At 57.9% G+C, this 19,157-nt stretch carries 12 protein-coding genes; 8 read left to right on the top strand and 4 right to left on the bottom strand.

Annotation, left to right across the window (positions count from 1 at the left end):
* The first annotated feature begins 2 nt into the window (after positions 1 to 2).
* The 6 genes from ACE3QC_RS11385 (at position 3) to ACE3QC_RS11410 (ending at position 5,666) form a co-directional block, all read left to right on the top strand.
* On the top strand, positions 3 to 785 hold the full coding sequence (locus ACE3QC_RS11385) for an ABC transporter permease (RefSeq protein WP_374408311.1): 783 nt from the start codon (positions 3 to 5) through the stop codon (positions 783 to 785).
* The gene (locus ACE3QC_RS11390; RefSeq protein WP_374408313.1) at positions 782 to 1,429 is read left to right on the top strand and encodes an ABC transporter ATP-binding protein; all 648 of its coding nucleotides are present in this window, start codon (positions 782 to 784) and stop codon (positions 1,427 to 1,429) included. Before ACE3QC_RS11385 ends, ACE3QC_RS11390 begins: the two co-directional genes overlap by 4 nt.
* Before the next feature lie 28 nt (positions 1,430 to 1,457).
* A complete protein-coding gene (locus ACE3QC_RS11395) occupies positions 1,458 to 1,994 on the top strand; it encodes a hypothetical protein (RefSeq protein ID WP_374408315.1) in 537 nt (178 codons plus the stop codon).
* On the top strand, positions 1,904 to 2,407 hold the full coding sequence (locus ACE3QC_RS11400; protein WP_374408317.1) for a phytanoyl-CoA dioxygenase family protein: 504 nt from the start codon (positions 1,904 to 1,906) through the stop codon (positions 2,405 to 2,407). The genes ACE3QC_RS11395 and ACE3QC_RS11400 overlap by 91 nt, the downstream gene beginning before the upstream one ends.
* 91 nt (positions 2,408 to 2,498) lie before the next feature.
* The gene (locus tag ACE3QC_RS11405; RefSeq protein ID WP_374408319.1) at positions 2,499 to 2,915 is read left to right on the top strand and encodes a hypothetical protein; all 417 of its coding nucleotides are present in this window, start codon (positions 2,499 to 2,501) and stop codon (positions 2,913 to 2,915) included.
* A 15-nt stretch (positions 2,916 to 2,930) separates the two neighbouring features.
* Positions 2,931 to 5,666 (top strand): glycosyltransferase, encoded by a 2,736-nt coding sequence (locus ACE3QC_RS11410; protein WP_374408321.1) that lies wholly within the window; start codon positions 2,931 to 2,933, stop codon positions 5,664 to 5,666.
* 34 nt (positions 5,667 to 5,700) lie between these two features.
* On the opposite strand, the gene ACE3QC_RS11415 is transcribed toward ACE3QC_RS11410, so the two are convergent.
* From ACE3QC_RS11415 to ACE3QC_RS11430, 4 genes are all read right to left on the bottom strand, one after another.
* Positions 5,701 to 7,359 (bottom strand): hypothetical protein, encoded by a 1,659-nt coding sequence (locus ACE3QC_RS11415; RefSeq protein WP_374408323.1) that lies wholly within the window; start codon positions 7,357 to 7,359, stop codon positions 5,701 to 5,703.
* 176 nt (positions 7,360 to 7,535) lie between these two features.
* On the bottom strand, positions 7,536 to 9,779 hold the full coding sequence (locus ACE3QC_RS11420; RefSeq protein ID WP_374408325.1) for a heparinase II/III family protein: 2,244 nt from the start codon (positions 9,777 to 9,779) through the stop codon (positions 7,536 to 7,538).
* A 165-nt stretch (positions 9,780 to 9,944) separates the two neighbouring features.
* Positions 9,945 to 14,795 carry a glycosyltransferase gene (locus ACE3QC_RS11425; RefSeq protein WP_374408327.1) on the bottom strand — a complete coding sequence of 1,617 codons (4,851 nt, stop codon included), beginning with the start codon at positions 14,793 to 14,795 and terminating at the stop codon, positions 9,945 to 9,947.
* 127 nt (positions 14,796 to 14,922) lie between these two features.
* Positions 14,923 to 16,536, bottom strand: coding sequence for a glycosyltransferase family 4 protein (locus ACE3QC_RS11430; RefSeq protein ID WP_374408329.1), 1,614 nt, complete (start codon positions 16,534 to 16,536; stop codon positions 14,923 to 14,925).
* A 208-nt stretch (positions 16,537 to 16,744) separates the two neighbouring features.
* Between ACE3QC_RS11430 and wecB the strand changes: the two genes are divergently transcribed.
* Together wecB and wecC are read left to right on the top strand one after the other, a co-directional pair.
* Positions 16,745 to 17,890, top strand: coding sequence for a non-hydrolyzing UDP-N-acetylglucosamine 2-epimerase (gene wecB, locus ACE3QC_RS11435; protein WP_374408331.1), 1,146 nt, complete (start codon positions 16,745 to 16,747; stop codon positions 17,888 to 17,890).
* Positions 17,883 to 19,139, top strand: coding sequence for a UDP-N-acetyl-D-mannosamine dehydrogenase (gene wecC / locus ACE3QC_RS11440; RefSeq protein ID WP_374408333.1), 1,257 nt, complete (start codon positions 17,883 to 17,885; stop codon positions 19,137 to 19,139). The genes wecB and wecC overlap by 8 nt, the downstream gene beginning before the upstream one ends.
* Positions 19,140 to 19,157 lie beyond the last annotated feature (18 nt).

Below are 19,157 nucleotides of genomic sequence, written 5' to 3' on the forward strand. Positions count from 1 at the left end.
CGATGGCGAATTTCAGCGATGGATTGCGGGTTCAAGTCAAGGTCGTGAAGGCCTTGATGATTCGCGAGCTGGTCACCCGGTTCGGCCGCGAGAACATCGGGTTTTTGTGGGTCATGGTCGAGCCGCTGCTGTTCGCGGGGCTCGTAGGGATCGTCTGGACCTTCATGAAGGGGCCCGTGAGCCATGGCATCAGCGTTGTCGCGTTCGTGGTGAGCGGCTACATTCCGCTGACGTTCCTGCGCCATTCCTTCGGCCGGTCGTCGAGCATCTTCGTCGCTAACAGCGCGCTGCTCTATCACCGTCAAGTGAAGGTGATGGACTTCATCTTCGTACGCGTGCTGATCGAGGCGATCGGAGCGATGATGGCCTATATCTTCGCCGGTATCGTGCTGTCGTTCTTCGGATACTTTCCGATGCCGGCTAACCTTGGATCGCTGGTCGCCGGCTGGGGGATCTACGTATTCTTCGTCTTTTCGATCTGTACCGTGCTCGCCCCGCTGTCGGAGGTTTCGGAAGTGGTCGAGAAGCTGGTGCCGATCAGCGTTTATATCTCCATTCCGTTTTCAGGCGTTTTCAACATGGCTTCGTGGCTGTCGCCGGAAGTGCGCGAAGCGCTTATGTGGTCTCCGCTCGTCAGCGGGATGGAACTGATGCGATACGGATTGTTCGGTGACGCCGTGACACCTTATTACGATGTCTCCAAAGCGCTGGGCGTATCGCTTTGCTGCCTGCTTGCCGGGCTCATCCTGTGCCGTCGTGTCCGTCGTACGCTGTCCGTCTCATGATTCATTGCCGCGACGTCCATAAGCATTACCGCACCGGTCACGTGACCAAGGCGGTGCTCAAGGGCGTGGATTTCACCATCAACCCTCGTGATCGGATCGGCGTGCTCGGCCGCAACGGAGCGGGAAAATCCACGCTGATCCGGCTCATCGGCGGGGTCGAAATGCCCAGTTCCGGCAAGATCGTGCGGCGCATGACTTGCTCCTGGCCGCTCGGCTTCAACGGTGCATTTCAGGGTAGCCTTACGGGTTACGACAATGCCCGCTTCATCGCTCGGATATATGACAAATCCTACAGCGAGATGCGCGAGTTCATCGAAGAATTCACTGAACTAGGCAGCCAACTGCGCATGCCGGTGAAGATCTATTCGTCGGGTATGCGGGCGCGGCTTGCTTTCGCGCTCTCGCTAGCGATCGAGTTCGAATGCTATCTGATCGACGAGGTGATCATGGTCGGCGACAAGAACTTCCAGGACAAGTGCAAGGCCGAATTTTTCGAGAAGCGAAAGGATCGGTCGTTGCTACTCGCGTCGCACAGTCTTTCGGCAGTCCGGCAATACTGCAACCGGGCGGTTGTACTCCATAATGGTGTCGCGACGATGTACGAGGACGTCGGCAAAGCGATCGCTGTCTACGAAGGTCTTTAGGATAACGCTACAGGCAGGGGATTTACGGATGAACGAAGCGATTTTCCCAGGCGTACCGCGCATCGAATCGCCGATCTTCGTCTCCGATAAGATGGAGGACCTTTCCGAGGCGGAGCGCACCACGGCCCGGGATCTCAACGAAAATGGCTATGCGATAATCGATTTCCCCGATTCCGAACTCGATGCGCGAATAGCACGTATCAAAGCGAATCTGACGCCGCGTTTCGATATCCCCTTTGATGATCCTACAGCGGACAAGACCCGCGGGGAGCGACGCATTCAGGACGCCTGGAGTTTCGACGAAGACGTGCGTGCGATCGCCTCGAATCAGGCGATCCTGGATTTGTTGGGTAAGCTATACGGACGCACGGCATTCCCCTTCCAGACGCTGAATTTCCCCGTAGAAACGCAGCAACGTGCGCATTCAGACTCCGTGCATTTTTCCAGCCTCCCAGAGCGGTTCATGTGCGGAGTGTGGCTCGCGATGGAGGATGTGCCGCAGAGGCCGGGCCGCTTGTCTACGTTCGCGGATCGCATCGCTGGCCTATCATCAGCAATGCCATGATCGGACGTCGGGGATTTGGCAGCGAGGAAGCGTCGGCGCAAACACCGTTTGCTAACGCTTGGAGCGCGATCTGCGAGGCGGAAAACGCGGTCGAGAAACCATTTCTCGCTCGAAAAGGCCAGGCATTGATCTGGTGTGCGAACCTCCTGCATGGGGGAAGCACACAGGCCGATCTCACGCTCACGCGCTGGTCGCAAGTTACGCATTATTTTTTCGAGGACTGCATTTATTATACCCCCGCCTTTTCGGATGAGGCGCTTGGTCGGCTGGCTACACGCAACTTAATTGCCGTAAATGACCGGGCACCAAGGCCCAATCTATACTTGAGGGAAGCGTTGCAGGACCCTGCTGGCCGTCCATCCAAAGGCGATCTCGTGCGGAGATGGCTGCGTCGTTTGCGTGGATCGGTCTGAGCAGGACGGGGTCGGCTATGACGATCGAAGTCTTGTTTCGTGTCGAGAAGAGAACGACGGTGCGCGAGGTGATTTCGCAGAGGTTCCGGAAATGACGATGGATGCCAAGCAGAGCGATTTGGAAATCCAGGCGATCCTTCGCGCCGAAATCAGAGATTTGCAGAAGCGGCATGATCTGGAAATCGCTCTGCTTCACGCAACTTACGCGATGGCTTGGAACGGTCCTGGAGAGGGCATGCCGACAGTCGAAGATCAGTTGAATATCATAGCGCGAAGTCCTCTCTTCGACGAGGGATGGTATCTGGCCGCTTATCCCGATGTTGCCGAGAGCGGTATGCCCGCCGACGAGCATTACGTCCGGGCAGGTGCGTTCGAAGGGCGCAACCCGGGGCCGGATTTCGACACGATGGCCTATTATCTCGCCAATCCGGACGTGGCCCGGGCGGGCTGGCCAGCCCTCATCCATCACGCGCATTTCGGACAGGTCGAAGGACGACCTTTGGGCTGACGGAGACACGTCTAGATGTCGCGATTCAAATCAGAGCCTAGCCACTTCACGCAGGATGATTCCTTCGAATGGTTGCGGCCCGTTCCAGATTCCCACGTGGGAAGCGCGGTCGCAGTACATGCGCTGGAATTGGATCCCTGGCTATGGCGCGGCCATCAGGAGCGAATCGTAGGCCGGCTTCGGAGGCTCATCGAACATGGGCCCGCCATTGAGAAGGCTTCGGCGGGCTGGGTGCTCGCCCGCTGGGAAATGGACCGGCAGAATTATCAAGCCGCACATCAGGCGATCATGACGTTTCATGCGCATCCGGAGGGAATGCACGCTGTTCAACATCAAGGACCTTACTTGCTGGCGGTGCAGTCGAGTCTGGCGTGTGGCGATTTAGAGGGCGCGCGCGAAATCCTTCGGAAGGGTGTCGAGAGGTTTGGCGAGCTACCGGATTTCGTCTTGGCGCGGATCCTGTTGGCAAATGAGGAAGGCTCGCAGATTCCGGATTTGTCGTCTATCTTGCCACGCGTCCACGCCGCGTCGGGGTTGATGGAAGTGACGTTGTCAGGTGGGGGAGGCCACCTGTTCGACCAGTTGCAAACCGATCAGGCACCTGCCCCCAAAGACCCGGCAGGACTACCACTGGTTAGCGTGATTGTGCCGGCGCATAACGCTGCTAATGAACTTCCCACGGCCTTGCGCAGTCTGAGAGCGCAAAGCTGGCCGAGGTTGGAAATCCTCATAGTGGATGACGGATCATCGGATGACACGCTGTCCATCGCGCGCGCCGCGGCCGCGGAAGACCCGCGTATCGACGTGATCGCCCTGAATGACAACGAAGGAGCCTATCCCGCTCGCAATGCAGGTTTCGAGCGAGCGAAGGGTGTATTCGTGACCGTGCACGACGCCGACGACTGGTCTCACCCTCAGAAAATCGAAAGCCAGGCGCGGGTGCTCATGGAAAATGCGGCATTAAAGGCCTCGGTGTCCCATTGGGTTCGTGCAAGCAACGGCTTGGAAATGACACGCTGGCGGCTGGAAAACAGCTGGATTTACCGGAACGTTTCCTCGTTGATGATCCGCAGGGAACTGCGTGACGAAATCGGTTATTGGGATCGCGCCAGAGCCAATGCGGATACGGAGTATTATTACCGTATACTGCGCGCTTACGGCGCTAGTGCGATCGAGGAAGTATGTCCGGGCGTGCCGTTGGCGTTCGGCCGAACGCTACCTGTATCACTGACCAATAGAAGCGTGACGCACATGCGCACCCAGTATCACGGTGTGCGACATGACTATCTCGAGGCGGCGCATGACTGGCATCGACGGGCAGCCGACAAGGGCGATCTCTATCTGCCTCGGCAGCCCGCGCAACGCCCGTTTCGCGTGCCGGCGGAGATCTCCCTCGGCGATCTCGAAGGCCCGCCGAGCGATTACGATCTCGTGGTCGGCTCGGATTTGCTGGACGCCGATTGGTATTTACAGGCCAATCCGGACGTTGTGGCTACGGAGATGGGGGCGGCACGACATTACCTCACAGCAGGGGCGAGTGAGAACCGTGATCCCGGGCCCTTGTTCAGTACAGGCGGTTACCGGAGAGTGCACGGACTGAAGCCTGAAGATAATCCGCTGATCCATTATTTGCGCAAAGGGCGCGCCGATGGAGCGGATTGTCTGCAGGAATTCGAAGGAAAACTGCCCGGAACGATATCGGATGTCCCGCGCGTCCTGATTTTCGCCCATACATCGGGAGAAACCCTGTTCGGCGCCGAGCGTAGCCTGCTGGATGTAGTCGAGCGCACAGCCCGTGACGGGTTTTGCCCGATCGTCGTCCTGCCGGCCTTGCGGAATGCCGTCTATCTGGAGCGCCTGATCGAAATCAGCGCTGCGGTGGAGGTGCTGCCACAGATCTGGCGCAGTGGCTTACATCCGCCAAGTGACAGCACGATTGATGCCACTCGGGCGCTGGTACGAAAATATCGTCCCTGCGAAGTTCATGTGAACACCGTTGTTCAGGAAACACCTTTGATCGCAGCGCGGGCGGAAAATGTGCCGAGCGTCGTTTACGTGCGGGAAATGCCTGCTGAAGATCCGGCGCTATGCCGCGCCTTGGGCATGAATGCCGCAACCTTGCGTCGCCGGTTGCTGGATCAGGCGGACCGCTTCGTCATGCCATCTCAGGCCGTAGCCGACTGGCTTGAATGCCCCGGTCGCTGCACGGTACGGCCCAATGCGGTCGAGGAGGCGCTGTTCGATCTGCAGTTCGCGCCGGAACGATACCTGAAGGTGGCTTTGATCAGCAGCAACATCGCCAAAAAGGGTATCGGGGATTACGTCGCTGCCGCGCGAATGGTCGCGGCGACCGGGCGGCCCGTACGATTCCTGCTGATCGGACCATGGACAGACGATTTGCATCGGTTGCAGCCCGTCCCGCCGAACGTGCAGTTTCGCGACTATGCATCTAGCCCCGTCGAGGCAATCAGACAGGCCGATATCGTTCTGAACTTGTCGCACTTTGCCGAAAGCTTCGGTCGGACCGTGGTCGAAGCGATGGCGGCGGGCCGCCCCGTCATCTGTTACGATCGGGGTGCCCCCCCGTCGCTGGTGATCAGCGGCCGAACCGGATTGGTGGTGCCGCCAGATTCGGCTGGCGGTGTCGCTGCTGCCGTGCTGGCCCTGGACGCAGCGCGGCTGCAACTTGGCAAGATGAGCCTTGCAGCCCGCCGCCGCGCGCGTGAGATACAGAATCAGGCCCTGGCGTAATATTCCTGGCGAGTTTTTCGGTGCAAACCTTGCGTTAGCTGCCCTCTCCGACCGGGAACGTCCGTCGGCCCTCGCTTTTCCCATTGCGTGCGTAGTGTATTAGCGCGGCGACCCCTCCTGCCGTCACATCCGGGTAGAACTTGTGATATTCGAACGAATCGAAGTCGGGCCCCGGGTTGCGTAGTTCGTAAGCGCCCTGGGTCGCGAAATGCCGAACGGGTTCGATCCCACTATCCTCTACGTCGGGATAGGATGCACAATACCACTCCGCGTCGAACAGGCCCGAAGAATCGACGAGACGGATTTCATCGGCAACCTTTTCCTTGGCACGCCTGTTCGCGCGAAAGCGGTGGGGCTGGTTGAGCACCGTGTGGAGATGTAAATGCGTTTCGCCCAACTTGGCGAGGATATAGCGCTGCATCACATCGTCGTCATGCTGGAGCTTCAGGCGCTGCAATTCATCGTCTTTGCGCGCGATGCTGTGTCCCAATTCCGCAATATCGGCTAATCGCATTTGATACTGCGATTTTAACAGGGCCAACTCTTCGGCATCTTTGGCTTCAGCCTGGTGGTCCTTGACGGAGAGCTGCGTTTCGAGATCTGCGTGCTTTTCCGCAGCCTCTGTCAGTTTCAGTTCGGCCTCCGTCAGCGCCTGTTCGGTCGTTGACAGTCTGGCTTCCGTATCGGCGAGTGCGGACTTGACCTTCTGGATTTCGGCCGCCGACCGTTCAGCGTCGGCAAGCTTAGCTTGAACTTCCTCGTACTCGGTCTGAAAATCGAAATTCTTGGCCCGTGCGGCTGCCAGCTGTTGAAGCGCATCTTCTTCCGAACTTCGCGCATTGGCCAGTTCTTGGCGCTTCTTGTCGAGCTCGTCGCGCGCGCCGGTAAGTGATTCACTGTCGGCTTGGCGTGTGTCCTCGAGGTCGCCGACCCTGGCCTGCGCGACGATGCCGTCGCCCAGCGATCTGAAAACCTGCCGAGACTCGCGATAGCCCGCCACGCCGAGCTCGAGATCGGCAAGCCGCTTTACCCGACTATTCTGATCGTCGCCTATGAGGAGCGTCACGAGGCCCTCGCCCTGGTCGAGTTCGATCCCTGGATGTGCGGCAAGCAGCGGATCAAGCCAACTCGTTGCGCCGCTCTCGGTCATTCTGACCGTGCTGTCGAGAATGACGACGAGCCCGCGGTCGGACAGAAGTCCCTCCCAGTTACTTTTGAGCAGGTTGGCAGTCTCGTCATCCAGCGGCGCATTGATGATGAGCAAATCGATGCCGGCATTACGGAAATGCCGATGCGCAGTCGCCATTTTCTCGATCTTCACTATCGAGAAATCGTCATAGAGTCTTTTATTGCTTTCGAGCGCGGCGGAGGTTGCCTCCGTGTCGCTTCCTGGCGGCGAAATGCCCCAACAGGCTGCGTCGAGGCGCAGCTTGTCAATCGCCTGGCAAACCGCAAGGTAAGCCACCCCGTCGCCTATCCCGAGTTGCACTACCCGCAACGGCGCGTGGTTTTCGACCAGCCAGAACAAATAGGGCAGGTGTACGAGCGTGGACGATGCGGCGAGATAGCGCGGCTTCCAGAACAGCGCCCAGTTCGACACCGGATTGAGTATCTCGCGACCGAGGACATCAAGGTCCTGGCGAGCGGTATCTTCCTGGTTCGATTGCAATTCCTGCGCTGGACGCTGCGCCATGGTGATCCTATTTCAAAAGGTGGCTGTGGTGACAGGGCGCTTTCTATCTTTGATCCGCCGTTCGATTACAACCGGCGAAGTCGCGGCATCTCGCCGTTTCACTGACAGCGGCTCTGCCGTGGACGATGCTACGTCACCTTTCCTTACTAGGCCGGCGGCAGATCCTTTCGGCAGCGCTATGGATCTTCACCCAGAAAAAACTGCTCGATCAGTAATCCCACCTCCTGCTGCGAATATGCGCCGGGCTTTATCAGGAATTCAGCCATTCGCCCTACCGTCTTGACTGGCTTGGCCGCCCGTTCGATGAGTTGGAAGTGCTCGCCATAATCGTCGAACAGGACCTTCACCGGACGGTTGGTGCGCAAGATGACCGATGCCAAGCAAGCGGTGCGAAATCGGCCATTGATGAGCACAATATCCGGTTGGCGGAACCAAGGCTGGTCCCACACCGAATTGGCATAGCCATGAGAGTTTCGCCAGGATCTGTCCGTCAGGGGGCGCCCAGAAGGCGCCACCTCGCCGATATCGACATGTTGAAGAATAACTGGTGAAGCTGCGCCTGCCAGATCGCGCCGCAATTGACGCGCCCTATCAAGATCGGATTCGACGCTCATGACGAGTTTGCCATGCATATGTGCCGCGACCCGCGTCGATCCTCCGGACCCGTATTCGAGGATAACGTCCGCGTTTTGATAATTGCATGTCACATAGGTGACCTCATCTTCCTGCATGCGAGGTGTGCCATCAGCCTTCAGGCTCTGCTGAGCTCGCTGAATTCTGCGAGATTCCGATGGGTCGGCGATCGATAAATTGAACTGTGTCAGAACGCTCAGTTCACGGCGCTTTCTAAACGCTGCCCTCACCACTTGACTGGATTCGAGATGGTTGACTTTGTATGAAATGCAGCTGCGAATATCGTCCAATTTTCGACCTCGCTCGACCGATAAGTTGTCTGGTACATCTCCTTTAAATTCAATAACCATCCTATTATTTTTAGAGCTAGCAATTATAACTTTATGCCCACTGATCTGTATTAGCTTGTTTTTTGGAAAATGCCATTGCAGGATTATATCTCGATCTTTATTATCATCAGCAGAAATACTATCGAAAACATTTACGATTTTCTTCGCTGCGTCGAAGTCGACTCGACGTTCATGATTGATTGGCTGTAGAATATTCAGCTTCATAGTTAAATACGGATTTAACTCATCGGTTGAATATTCTGTTACCTTCCAAGCGCTTAATCGGTGCTCGAATTCTTTGCCATAGCTTGCGTGAGAGACAATCGGCACATTGTGTCCGCGGCGTCCGCGCATGTACTTGCGCACCGCGTCTGTATTATCATAGTTGTAGAGGCCGGAATCGATTAACCAGTCTTCACCCCCGGCGTAGAGGCTGATGTGCCCCTCATCCTGCTGATGGTGGTATCGGCTAGAGCATCCGACCTTGACGATCAGGTGGCATGCTTGTCGATAGGCTTTCCTAGAGTGCCATCTATCACGAAAAATAGCGTAGCCGGAGCGCGGATATATTTGATTTACATCACTCGGGACTGAGCCATCTCTGCCTTGGGTCAATGCATAAAGTAAGTGCTGATATTCCAACTTATCACCGAACACGCCCCCATATACGTCGGTAGTAGGAAGTTGTTCTGTATCTCCGATGGGCGGTAATGCCCCATCTGGTCTTAGAATATGCGTTATGAAGATCAGCGCCTTAGACGATAGTGAATCGAAGTTTTCGATAAAATCATCAGAAATAACGTTCCTGTAGTCGTTAATTATACTGAGAAAGACCTTGAAAACGAAGATGTGGTAGGCAGGACTATTTTCGACGTGGACACCTTCGGTCGTGAACGAGAATCTAAGCTCGCTAGCAATCCGGCGAATAGCTACGCCTTGCCATTGAAGAGCTTGGTCATGCTCCAAGACAGTGCCAAGCAAAAGCAGCACCCGAGATTGTTCCAATCCGTGATTAGTATGTGCTGAGTAAAAATTTTCTCTGGCAAGTATTTTGGCATGAACTAATAAGGCATTCTTCAAATGAACTAAAAATCCATCATCTGTCAAGTCAGAATTTTTTTTGCTTTGAATGTAATAATATGCGAAAAATACCAATTGTTCGGCACGCAGCGCGGTGGCGTGGTCATGCCAAATAAACTCGAACGGATGATCTGTGTCGGTCTTCAGGTAGGCGTCAGTCCAGGACCGTATTGCTTCGCAAGCCGTGTCGAGAGCGGCTGGTTCGCCGGACGACCGGTGATAAGCCATAAGGTTTGGTAGAAAAGAAAGCCAATTCAGGCGCCATTGCCAGGTTCGATTTTTAAATGGATTTTGTTCCCAGTCATTCCATTCAGAAATCGTGACTGCATCAAAGGGCGCGAGCTCAAGCTCGCGGTTTCGGACCAGTCTTTCGCCCATTTTACATCTGATCGGATCGTCAATCAATTGCTGAAGTTTCGCGATTACACAGTTGCTCAAGTCCGGACTGGATGATGTCTTTATAGACACTTTTGCCATTTAAGAACTCTCACCATTTGAGAATTTTGTCGCTCGATGAGCTTAAGGGTGCCGCTCGGGAAGAAGCTAAACGTCTAGCAGAAGGTTGGATATTTTTTTAGATATTAACTGATTATGGAAGTTCTCTTTTGAAAACATCGCTATTTTTTCTTTTTTTGTAGGACCCGCCATTATTCTTTCGACTGCAGCCCTGGGATTATCGATCACCCAGTCATGCGGATATATCTCATCAGCGCCCTCCCACGGCAAGACGATTGGCGTACAGCCGGCGGCTGAACCGTCGGCGACGGTCAGGTGGAAACTTTCGAAATCACTGGTGGAAAGCACGAAATCAACTCCGGCATACCAATCCGGCATGTCGTCTCCGTGGGGGTCGAAAAAGACCGCGCCTCGCAACAACGGGTCGTTTTCGAGGCGATGATATTGGCTTTCGTACCAAGCCATTTCATCGGGCCGGTTGGCCATCCAGCCATACTCTTCCGGGCGCCTGCCTTTTATCCGCAATATATATTCTGCGTCGGTTCTTCGTAGATCCCTGAGAATATCGAGCGCGACATCGAAGCGCTTCATTTGCGGAACAATGCCAACCATTCCCAGAACTTTGCCGCACGGTGTCTTTCGTGGAACCGATTGCAGACCGTCGATATCCACGCCATTATGAATCACACACCCGTTATCCTTGAGTGCTGGGTTCTTGGCCACGGCGCGGCGAAGCACGTGCGGCCCCACGAAGATGACGGCATCGAACGTTTCGAAGGGGACCTCTGGAAAAAGCCGGTGATTAATTTCCTGTTGATGGAAGCGACCTACCAGCCTTTGCCCATCGATTTGATGTCTCGCGTACCAAATGGCATTGCCTAGCATCCATTCGCAAAACACGATGTCTGCCTGTCGTATCAGCCGTTCGCTTGCGGCCTTGTCATGCTGGTTGTGTCCGGTCCAGAAATCCAGAAGGACACGCATGCCGGCTGCCGTGAAGTGCGGATAAAACGGCTTGATAAATTTTAAATCATGGCCGGCGATGAGCAATGTCTTCTTCGGTGCGGCCACGGGGGAGAGCTCGTGGTCTGACGATGGCTTTCGAATCGCCAGCGTGACTTGCCCACTAGCCCAGTTGCTCAAGTCTTTCAGCCTGTGGTCCCCGATGGGGCGCACGAGTTGCAATCCCGGGGCAATTGCATCAGTCTCGTATGCGACGCCCGGCCAGTCGTTCGGGTTGGGCTCCGCATCACGGCAAAAGCCGATGCGGTGATGTTTCGCGTAACATGTCGGCCAAGCAAGGTCTTCGAGATCATGCTCTTCCAGGCATTCGAGCGCGCCCGTATCGGCCAGGAACCATAGGCTGCCGGCTTCGGCATTCTGCTCCTCGAAACTGCCGCATTCGATGCCAGCCGCCTGCAGTTTGTCCTGCGCTTCGGTCTGCCATCTTTTGGCAAGGACGCGAACGGGGCGCAAGGTCTGGGCCAGCAGCCGGTTTGCCGCGGCGGTAGTGACTTCGGTCGTCACCAAATGGCAGGACGGCGGCTGTGGGGCACATATAACCATGCCTGCCGTTCGCAGCATTTGCACCAAGCGCAGTTCGGCGGTGTGGGCACGCATCACGGCCCTTGCCGCCTTCAAGGCCGTGCGCCAGCGATAGGCTGGATGATGCATCACATCTTCCAGTGTCTTCGCAGCCTCGCTTTCCGTGTGCACTATGTGAACAGTGTCGTCGAGACAGCGGTTCATGCCGGCTGCAGGGCCGGAAATGATGGGCGAACCGCAGGCAGCGGCTTCGACTACGCGGCGGGAAAACATCGTCGGCGAATCCAGCACGGAATTCACATTGATCTGTACCGGATGCGCCTTGTAGGCCTGAATCATTTCCTGATAAGTCAAACCGCCCGCGACGTAGCTGCCCAGTCCGGACGGATACTTATATGGCGAGTCCGGATCATCGTGCTGACGGTCGTAGATGGTGAGGCCGAGCGGCGCGGCAGCGCTCATAATCTTGTCCATATACTCGGTGCGCTCAGGATACCGCTTGCCGTAATGCGTGCCACCATAGGCTGCCGTAGCCTGCCAATCTCTCCTAGACGGAAGGAGGTTGTGAATCTTCGGCGACGCATAAAACGGGGCACTGCTTGCAGACTGCGTCAGGGCGCCGGGGTTAGCCAGATAGGGAACGATGCGTCGGCTGTCGGTGGTAAACACGTGATCGCATAGCGACGCAGCCTTGCGGAAGCGCTCGAAGTGAACCGGGTCTTCCTTGTTCCAGAACAGCGAGGGAATCCCCTCCGTCCGGCAATGCGTCAAAAGTCCTCTCAGCAGAGCGAATTCCTCTTCGCTGTAGGAGCCAACCTTGCGGAACCATTTCCCGTCGTTTCCCTTCCAGGCCGATTCCAAAAACAGCGCATCGATCGGCGTCGCGGCCAGTTCCTCGCGCCAGTTCTCCGGCGAGAGAGGAACGATCTTTACTTCGGCAGCCAGCGTGTCCGTCGTGAATTGGTCGCCGATCAGGCCCAGGGTAATGCGATCGAGGGATTTGGCAGTGGAGCGAGTGTCGGTCGCGACTAGATGCGATTCGCTGCAAGTGTGTTGCAAGGCGTCTGCGTAGCGACGTGCCACATCGCTCCAGGTGCGTTCCTGCTCGATCCATTTTCGGGCGGACTGGCCGAGACGGTGGCGCTCGTCAGGACAATCGATCAACGATTGAAGTCCTTCCTTGAGCGCCTCGACGTTGTCTTTCGCAAACAGGCGTGCGCGCTGCCGTTCGGGACCAGCCATCGTGATGTGGGGTGAAACGTCCGAAAGGAGGAGCGCCTTGCCCATGGCCATCGCCTCCAGCGGTTTGAGCGCGGAAACCATTTCCGTGACATCCGATGACAAGCGGGGAATCGGCAGAATATCCATGCAGGAGAGGTAGCGAGGCACCTGCTCGAAAGGGACTCGCCCTGCAAAACGGCACTCGTCCGCAATCCCAAGCGTGCCCGCTTTCGCCTTCACGGTATCGATCGCCTTGCCGTCACCCACGAGCACGAAGTGAAAGGGCTGACCGTCTTGTTTGAGTTGGGCCAAGGCTTCCATCAGCAGTTCCAAGCCTTCGTAAGCCACGGCACTGCCTGCATAGCCGATGACGGGCACTCCCGGCCGCAGGTCGAGCATTTCGGCTATCGAGGCGTCGGGTGCCATGGGCTTGAACCGCTTTTCATCAACTGCGTTCGGCACGATCTGAATCCGCTCGTGCGAAACGCCCCACGCAGCCAGCTCTGCCGCCAGTTCCTCCGTGAGCGTGACGACCAGATCGGCTTCAAGTGCGGCCTGCCGCTCCAGTGTTCGTGCGATCCGATAGCGGTCGGAATCGGACCATTCGGGTTGTATCGAAGCCTGGGTTACTTCCCAAAGGCCGCGCACTTCGTATACGAACGGGAGGCCGAGGCGACGCGCTGCCATCAAGGCGGGCAATGCGACAATATGGTTGGAGGCTGCGACGATAATCTCGGCACCGCACGCCTGTGCTTCGCGCAAAAAATGGTCTGCGGCTTCGGCAAAGTATCGATCCAGCGGCGTTTTGTTCAGGTTCGCGCCCGAGCAAGCGACGTAGGTGATCCCTTCGACTTCGGTATCGTAATAGCCCGTCCCGAGGCCATGTGCCCCGGCGTCCCAGGGAAAGCCGGGCCGTGTCGTAGCGCGAACCCGGTAGCCTGCATGCTGCAGGCCTACCGCCACGCCATGCGAACGCGTGGCATAGCCATTGCTAGCGTGCGGCATCGACTGGTTTAGGCAGTATAGTACGTGCCGACGCTGCGTAAGAAGGCCCGGATCGGGTTGGCGTGGCGGCAGTGACCAGCCGTTGCGCAGCCTTTCAACACCGGCGACGAAGGATTCGAAGTCGCGTTCGGTCTTGTCGAAAGGCCTGCCCCGCGACCGCAGGCTTTCCAACATTTCTAGCGTTTCGGTGACTTTGCCTTCGCGATAGAACGCCTGACGCGCGATAGCGTCGCGCCGGTGCGTTTCTCGAGCTTTCTTGCTCGCGGTTTTCGAAGAGGCTAGCAGTGCGGTGTTTGCTGCCGGTGCCCTGGGCAAGAGATCGATAAGCGCCGAAAATATCGACTTGGCGCTTCCCCTTGGCGCGGAACGCTTCATCGAACTTTGTATAGCGTACGCTAGGTCAGCAGTGCTGCCCGCCTCGAAGTTAACCGATCCCGCATTTTTCCCTACGAGATCGGTCGTCAACGACTTGTCGCCTACGATGAGCTGTTTGCCATAAATGCCGGCCTCGGCGGCGGCAAGGCGCGTCGCGAGCTCATATCCCTGAAGGGTCTTACCGGAGACAATCAACGCATCTAGCACCGCATAATAATCCGCAACGCGTGCTGGAGAGCCGGGGTCGACATGGATCAGCCAAGCTGGCTCTTGCGCGAGCGCGCGCCTGCCGATCTCCGACGCCAATAGGCCGTGCAATGCCGGCTGATCGCCGATCAAGACCAGTTTGAGCTTTTCATCCTTTCCTGCCAAGTCGGCGCATGCCTCGACCACCTTTTCCATGGGTTGATTTGTCCATGACGGCTCAATCAATCCAACGAGAAAATCATCACTATCGAACCCGAGTTCGGATCGAAGAGCGGCATCCGCTAAATCCAGACCGTCGAACCAATCGACGGAATTTGTTTGCAAACGCGTCAATGATGTCCGGAGGAATTGCGCTTTTCTCGCGTCATTCTTTTCCAGACCGGAATACGACACCAACGAGCGGAGAGCGACATCGTACTTCCGCATTTCAAACGCGGCATCGAAAAGGGCGCCAAAGAAATCGGGGCCGCCCGTAGCGCTGGACGCAATTTCGAGAAGCGTCTCTGCGGAATGCGACCGTCCGGAAATTTGAAGCGCCCGGGCTGCGCGCAACAGACCGATATTTCTGCCTGAACCTAATTTCAAAACCTTGCATTCCTCGGCTTGTTCGACGAGCGACCTTGGGTCGACCGCACTCGTCGGCGGGATTTAAAGAACGGCTATCAGCGGATCAATACGGCAAGCGTGAGATCCGGTTGGTGCGCCAATTCCTTCATCGAACCAACGGTCGTACCGCGCCCAGAATTTCGTCGGCGGCGTGCCGCCAGCTTCTCTGCTCGACGATCCATGCACGCCCGGCCGCACCGAGCCTCCGGCGCATGGCTTGGTCCAACAGCATCATGCGAAGCGTATCGGTAAGGGCTTCGACGCTATCCTTTTTGAAGACCAGCCCCGTTTCGCCATCGCGCACCATGCCGAGTATTCCGCCTGTCGACGAAACGATCACGGCCTTTGCCATCGCCAGCGCCTCCAACGGTTTGAGCGGAGATACCAATTCGGTCAGCGGTAGCGCCCTGCGGGGGAAGGGGGCAATGTCGATGAGCGAGTACCAGTTAGACACTTCGTCATGTGATACGCGACCCGGCATAACGAGCCGATCTCCCAACCGCTCTTTCGCAGCGGCCAGCTGGATCTCCTGCGTAACGGGGAATTGCCCGGCCTCGTCGGCAGGCTCGCTTCCGACGAGCAGAAGGCGAAAATCGAACCCTTCTTTTTGCAGCGTGCCGCAAGCGTGAACGAGGTCGGACAGTCCTTCGTATTGGTTGAACGAGCCGACATAGCCGATGATCGGTATATCGGATGGTAGATTGAACCGCTGCGTTAAATTGGCGTCACGCGAGGCGGGCGAAAAGCGTTCGGGATCGCAAGCGTTGGGGGCCAGTGTAATCCGCTCCGGAGCGACGCCCCTTGCAACCAGTTCGTCACGCATAGGGGCAGTCAGCGTGATAACATGCGCCGCCGCTCGAGCTGTAGCGGCTTCGAGAAACCGTTCCTGACGGCCCGTGATCGTCAACGGATAGGACGGATCGCGCGCTGCACGTGTCAAGTCCCAAAAGCCGCGTACCTCGTAGACGAAGGGCAGCCCCAACTCGTGCGCCGCAAGACAGGCCGGCAGGGCGGTTGCGAAATTCGACGCGGCCACGACACATGCCGGCCGATGCTGTCGCATCAACTGGGCGAGGCGGGCGGTGGCGCCCTCAAGATATGCCAGCGACCCATAGGTCATGTACTCGTAAGCGGCGGCGGGCGCGTCGCCACGCATGGGGGATGTCATCCGATGATAATGCACGCCGTCGACGATCTCGGCATGATCAAGCTGATATCCACTGGGCTTGCCGGCGGCGAGATCGCTCGGAAATCCGGGCCGTGTCGCGCAGACGACATCGGCACCCTGCGCCAAAAGCCCCTGCGCTATCCCGTGGCTTCGCATAGCGTAGCCATCGTTTGCCTCGGGGAGCGATTTGTGAAGGACATAGAGAATCCGCCCGGGAACGGGCTGCAACGCCAGTGGTCGTCGCTGTAAAAGTCTGTCCGCAAGCGTCTGCACGGCGAATGGGCCTGACCGTATATCGGCGAGCAAAGACTCCAACGCGCCGCTTGCGCCCGCGACCGCTTCGATCGCCGCCACGCTCTCTTTCAGACTGTCAATATCATACAGGTTGAGCGAAACCTTGCAGCGCGCAGCAAGTATGGCAGGGGACCGGTCCAAGGCGGCTGCTTCCTGCGCGATATCGATGGCAGACATGCGCCCCTTCGCCGCAAGATGGAGCGCGGCTGTCGACAGGCCGCTCGCGATATCCTGTTTGCGGTGCTTTTCCCTGATCATTTTGCCAAAATGGTCCTGTCACGCGGTTGATCGCAGGTGCCCAGTGCCCCGATGGCGTCATATGTTGCCTGGACAGACGGGCCTTTGCCAAGCGTCGGATTAGGCTTCGACACCGGCTGCGGCTCTCTGGTTCCGCTGGGGGTTGTATGTTGCCCGAATTTTAGCATAGCGCGTCGGCCCGAGTAGCGAGGTGCCTAGAGGAGTTGGTGTGAGATTACTTGTTGTATTCGGTACACGCCCGGAAGCAATCAAGATGGCGCCCGTCATTCACCGGCTCCGGGACAATTCAGCGTTCGAGGTGGAAGTTTGCGTTACGGCTCAGCATCGGGAGATGCTGGATCAGGTGCTTTCGCTTTTCGATATCGTTCCAGACGTCGATCTGAATGTGATGAAACCGGGACAGGATCTGACCGACATTACGGCCAGTATCGTTCTCGCGCTGCGCGATGTGTTGAAGCAACGCAGCTATGATCGGCTGCTTGTCCATGGGGATACAACGACCACGATGGCCGGGGCACTGGCAGCGTTCTATGCACAGGTGCCGGTCGGCCATGTCGAGGCCGGATTGCGGACCGGAAACCTCTACGCGCCATGGCCGGAGGAGGCGAACCGGATGATCGTCGGCCGGCTGGCGGACATGCATTTCGCACCCACGGAAACCTCGCGCCAGAGCCTGCTTGCCGAAGGTGTCGCCGACCGGAGCATCTTCGTGACCGGTAACACGGTCATCGATGCGCTGCATGAAATCGTGGCCCGCCTCGACGCCGATGCGGAACTCGATGCACAGATGCGGGCGCGCTTTCCGTTTCTGGAAGAAGGTCGCCGCCTGATTCTCGTCACCGGGCATCGCCGGGAAAATTTCGGCGAGGGATTCGAGAACATCTGCCGGGCCTTGCGCGATATCAGCGAGCAGGGCGATGCACAGATTGTCTATCCCGTGCATCTCAACCCGAACGTGCAGGGCCCGGTGAAGCGTATTCTGGGGAACACCGATGGCGTTCATCTGATCGAGCCGCAGGAGTATCTGCCGTTCGTGTGGCTGATGCGGCGGTCGTACTTCATCATTACCGACTCGGGCGGGGTGCAGGAGGAAGCGCCCTCGCTCGGTAAACCTGTGTTGGTGATGCGCGAGACTACGGAGCGGCCCGAAGCGGTCGATGCAGGCACGGTGCGGCTGGTGGGAACCGATGCCGAGCGCATTCGCGATGCCGCGCTTTCCCTGCTGAACGATCGGGACGCGTACGATGCGATGGCTCGTGCGACGAACCCCTACGGCGATGGAAAGGCGGCCGAGCGGATCGCCGCCGCGCTGGCAGCGCAAGCCGACGAGATTGAAGGACGAATTGATGTTTGATCGCATTTCGATGGTGGGTCTCGGTTATATCGGCCTTCCGACTGCCGCGCTGTTCGCCGCTCACGGAACCAGGGTGATCGGCTTGGACGTTTCCAGCCATGTGGTCGAAACGATCAACGCCGGGAAGATCCATCTGGTGGAACCCGATCTGGACGGCGTGGTGCACAAGGTCGTCAGCGAAGGTCGCCTGCACGCGACGCTCGAGCCGGAGCCGGCCGACGCCTTCATCATCGCGGTGCCGACGCCTTTCAACGAGGGGTACGAGCCCGATCTCAGCTATATCGCTTCGGCCGCGCGCATGATCGCTCCGGTCCTTGAGGCCGGCAACCTGGTGGTGCTGGAAAGCACGTCCCCGATCGGCGCGACGGACAAGATGGCCGAATGGCTGGCCGAAGCCCGCCCCGACCTCAGCTTTCCGCAAGACGCCGGCAACGATGCCGACATCCAGATCGCGCATTGCCCGGAGCGGGTTTTGCCCGGTCATGTTCTCAGCGAACTGATCGAGAATGACCGGATCATCGGCGGGATGACCGAACGCGCCAGCGAGATGGCGGTCGCAATGTACAAGAAGGTCGTGCGCGGAGACTGCGTCGTCACCGACGCCCGCACCGCCGAGATGTGCAAGCTGACCGAGAACAGCTCGCGCGACGTGCAGATCGCCTTCGCCAACGAGCTCAGTGTCATCTGCGACAAGTTCGGGATCGACGTGTGGGAGCTGATCTCGCTCGCCAACCGGCATCCGCGCGTGAACATCCTGCAACCCGGCGCAGGTGTCGGCGGCCATTGCATCGCCGTGGACCCGTGGTTCATCGTGTCCTCCGCGCCCGACCAGGCGCGGCTGATCCGCACCGCACGCGAGGTTAACGATGCGAAACCGGATTGGGTGCTGCAAAAGGGTAAGGATGCCATCATGGCCGCGCTGGCGGCCAATCCTTCGCGGACGATGTCGGACATCAAGGTCGCCTGTCTCGGCCTGGCGTTCAAGCCGGATATCGACGACTTGCGCGAAAGCCCAGCGCTTCGCATCACGCGCGATTTCGGCGCGCTGGGATGCCGGGTCCTCGCGGTCGAACCGCATATCGACGAACTGCCGGAGAGCTTTTCGGACTTGCCGATATCGCTCACGCCGGTGGACGAGGCGCTGGCGCAAGCCGACGTCGTCTGCGTTCTCGTCAGGCACTCCGCTTTCGCTGGTCTGGCCGAGAAGCTTCACGGCAAGGCCTCGCTGATCGACGTCGTCGGTCTCTAGCGCGGAGCCATCAGCCGC

The organism is Pelagerythrobacter sp. (assembly GCF_041912895.1).
GTDB lineage: Bacteria > Pseudomonadota > Alphaproteobacteria > Sphingomonadales > Sphingomonadaceae > Pelagerythrobacter.

What these genes read in the sequence shown, in the direction of transcription:
- ACE3QC_RS11405 (WP_374408319.1), top strand. Translation starts at nt 2,499, where the DNA reads ATGACGATGGATGCCAAGCAGAGCGATTTGGAAATCCAGGCGATCCTT.
- ACE3QC_RS11385 (WP_374408311.1), top strand. Translation starts at nt 3, where the DNA reads ATGGCGAATTTCAGCGATGGATTGCGGGTTCAAGTCAAGGTCGTGAAG.
- ACE3QC_RS11410 (WP_374408321.1), top strand. Translation starts at nt 2,931, where the DNA reads ATGTCGCGATTCAAATCAGAGCCTAGCCACTTCACGCAGGATGATTCC.
- ACE3QC_RS11415 (WP_374408323.1), bottom strand. Translation starts at nt 7,359, where the DNA reads ATGGCGCAGCGTCCAGCGCAGGAATTGCAATCGAACCAGGAAGATACC.
- ACE3QC_RS11420 (WP_374408325.1), bottom strand. Translation starts at nt 9,779, where the DNA reads ATGGGCGAAAGACTGGTCCGAAACCGCGAGCTTGAGCTCGCGCCCTTT.
- ACE3QC_RS11430 (WP_374408329.1), bottom strand. Translation starts at nt 16,536, where the DNA reads ATGATCAGGGAAAAGCACCGCAAACAGGATATCGCGAGCGGCCTGTCG.
- ACE3QC_RS11395 (WP_374408315.1), top strand. Translation starts at nt 1,458, where the DNA reads ATGAACGAAGCGATTTTCCCAGGCGTACCGCGCATCGAATCGCCGATC.
- wecC (WP_374408333.1), top strand. Translation starts at nt 17,883, where the DNA reads ATGTTTGATCGCATTTCGATGGTGGGTCTCGGTTATATCGGCCTTCCG.
- ACE3QC_RS11390 (WP_374408313.1), top strand. Translation starts at nt 782, where the DNA reads ATGATTCATTGCCGCGACGTCCATAAGCATTACCGCACCGGTCACGTG.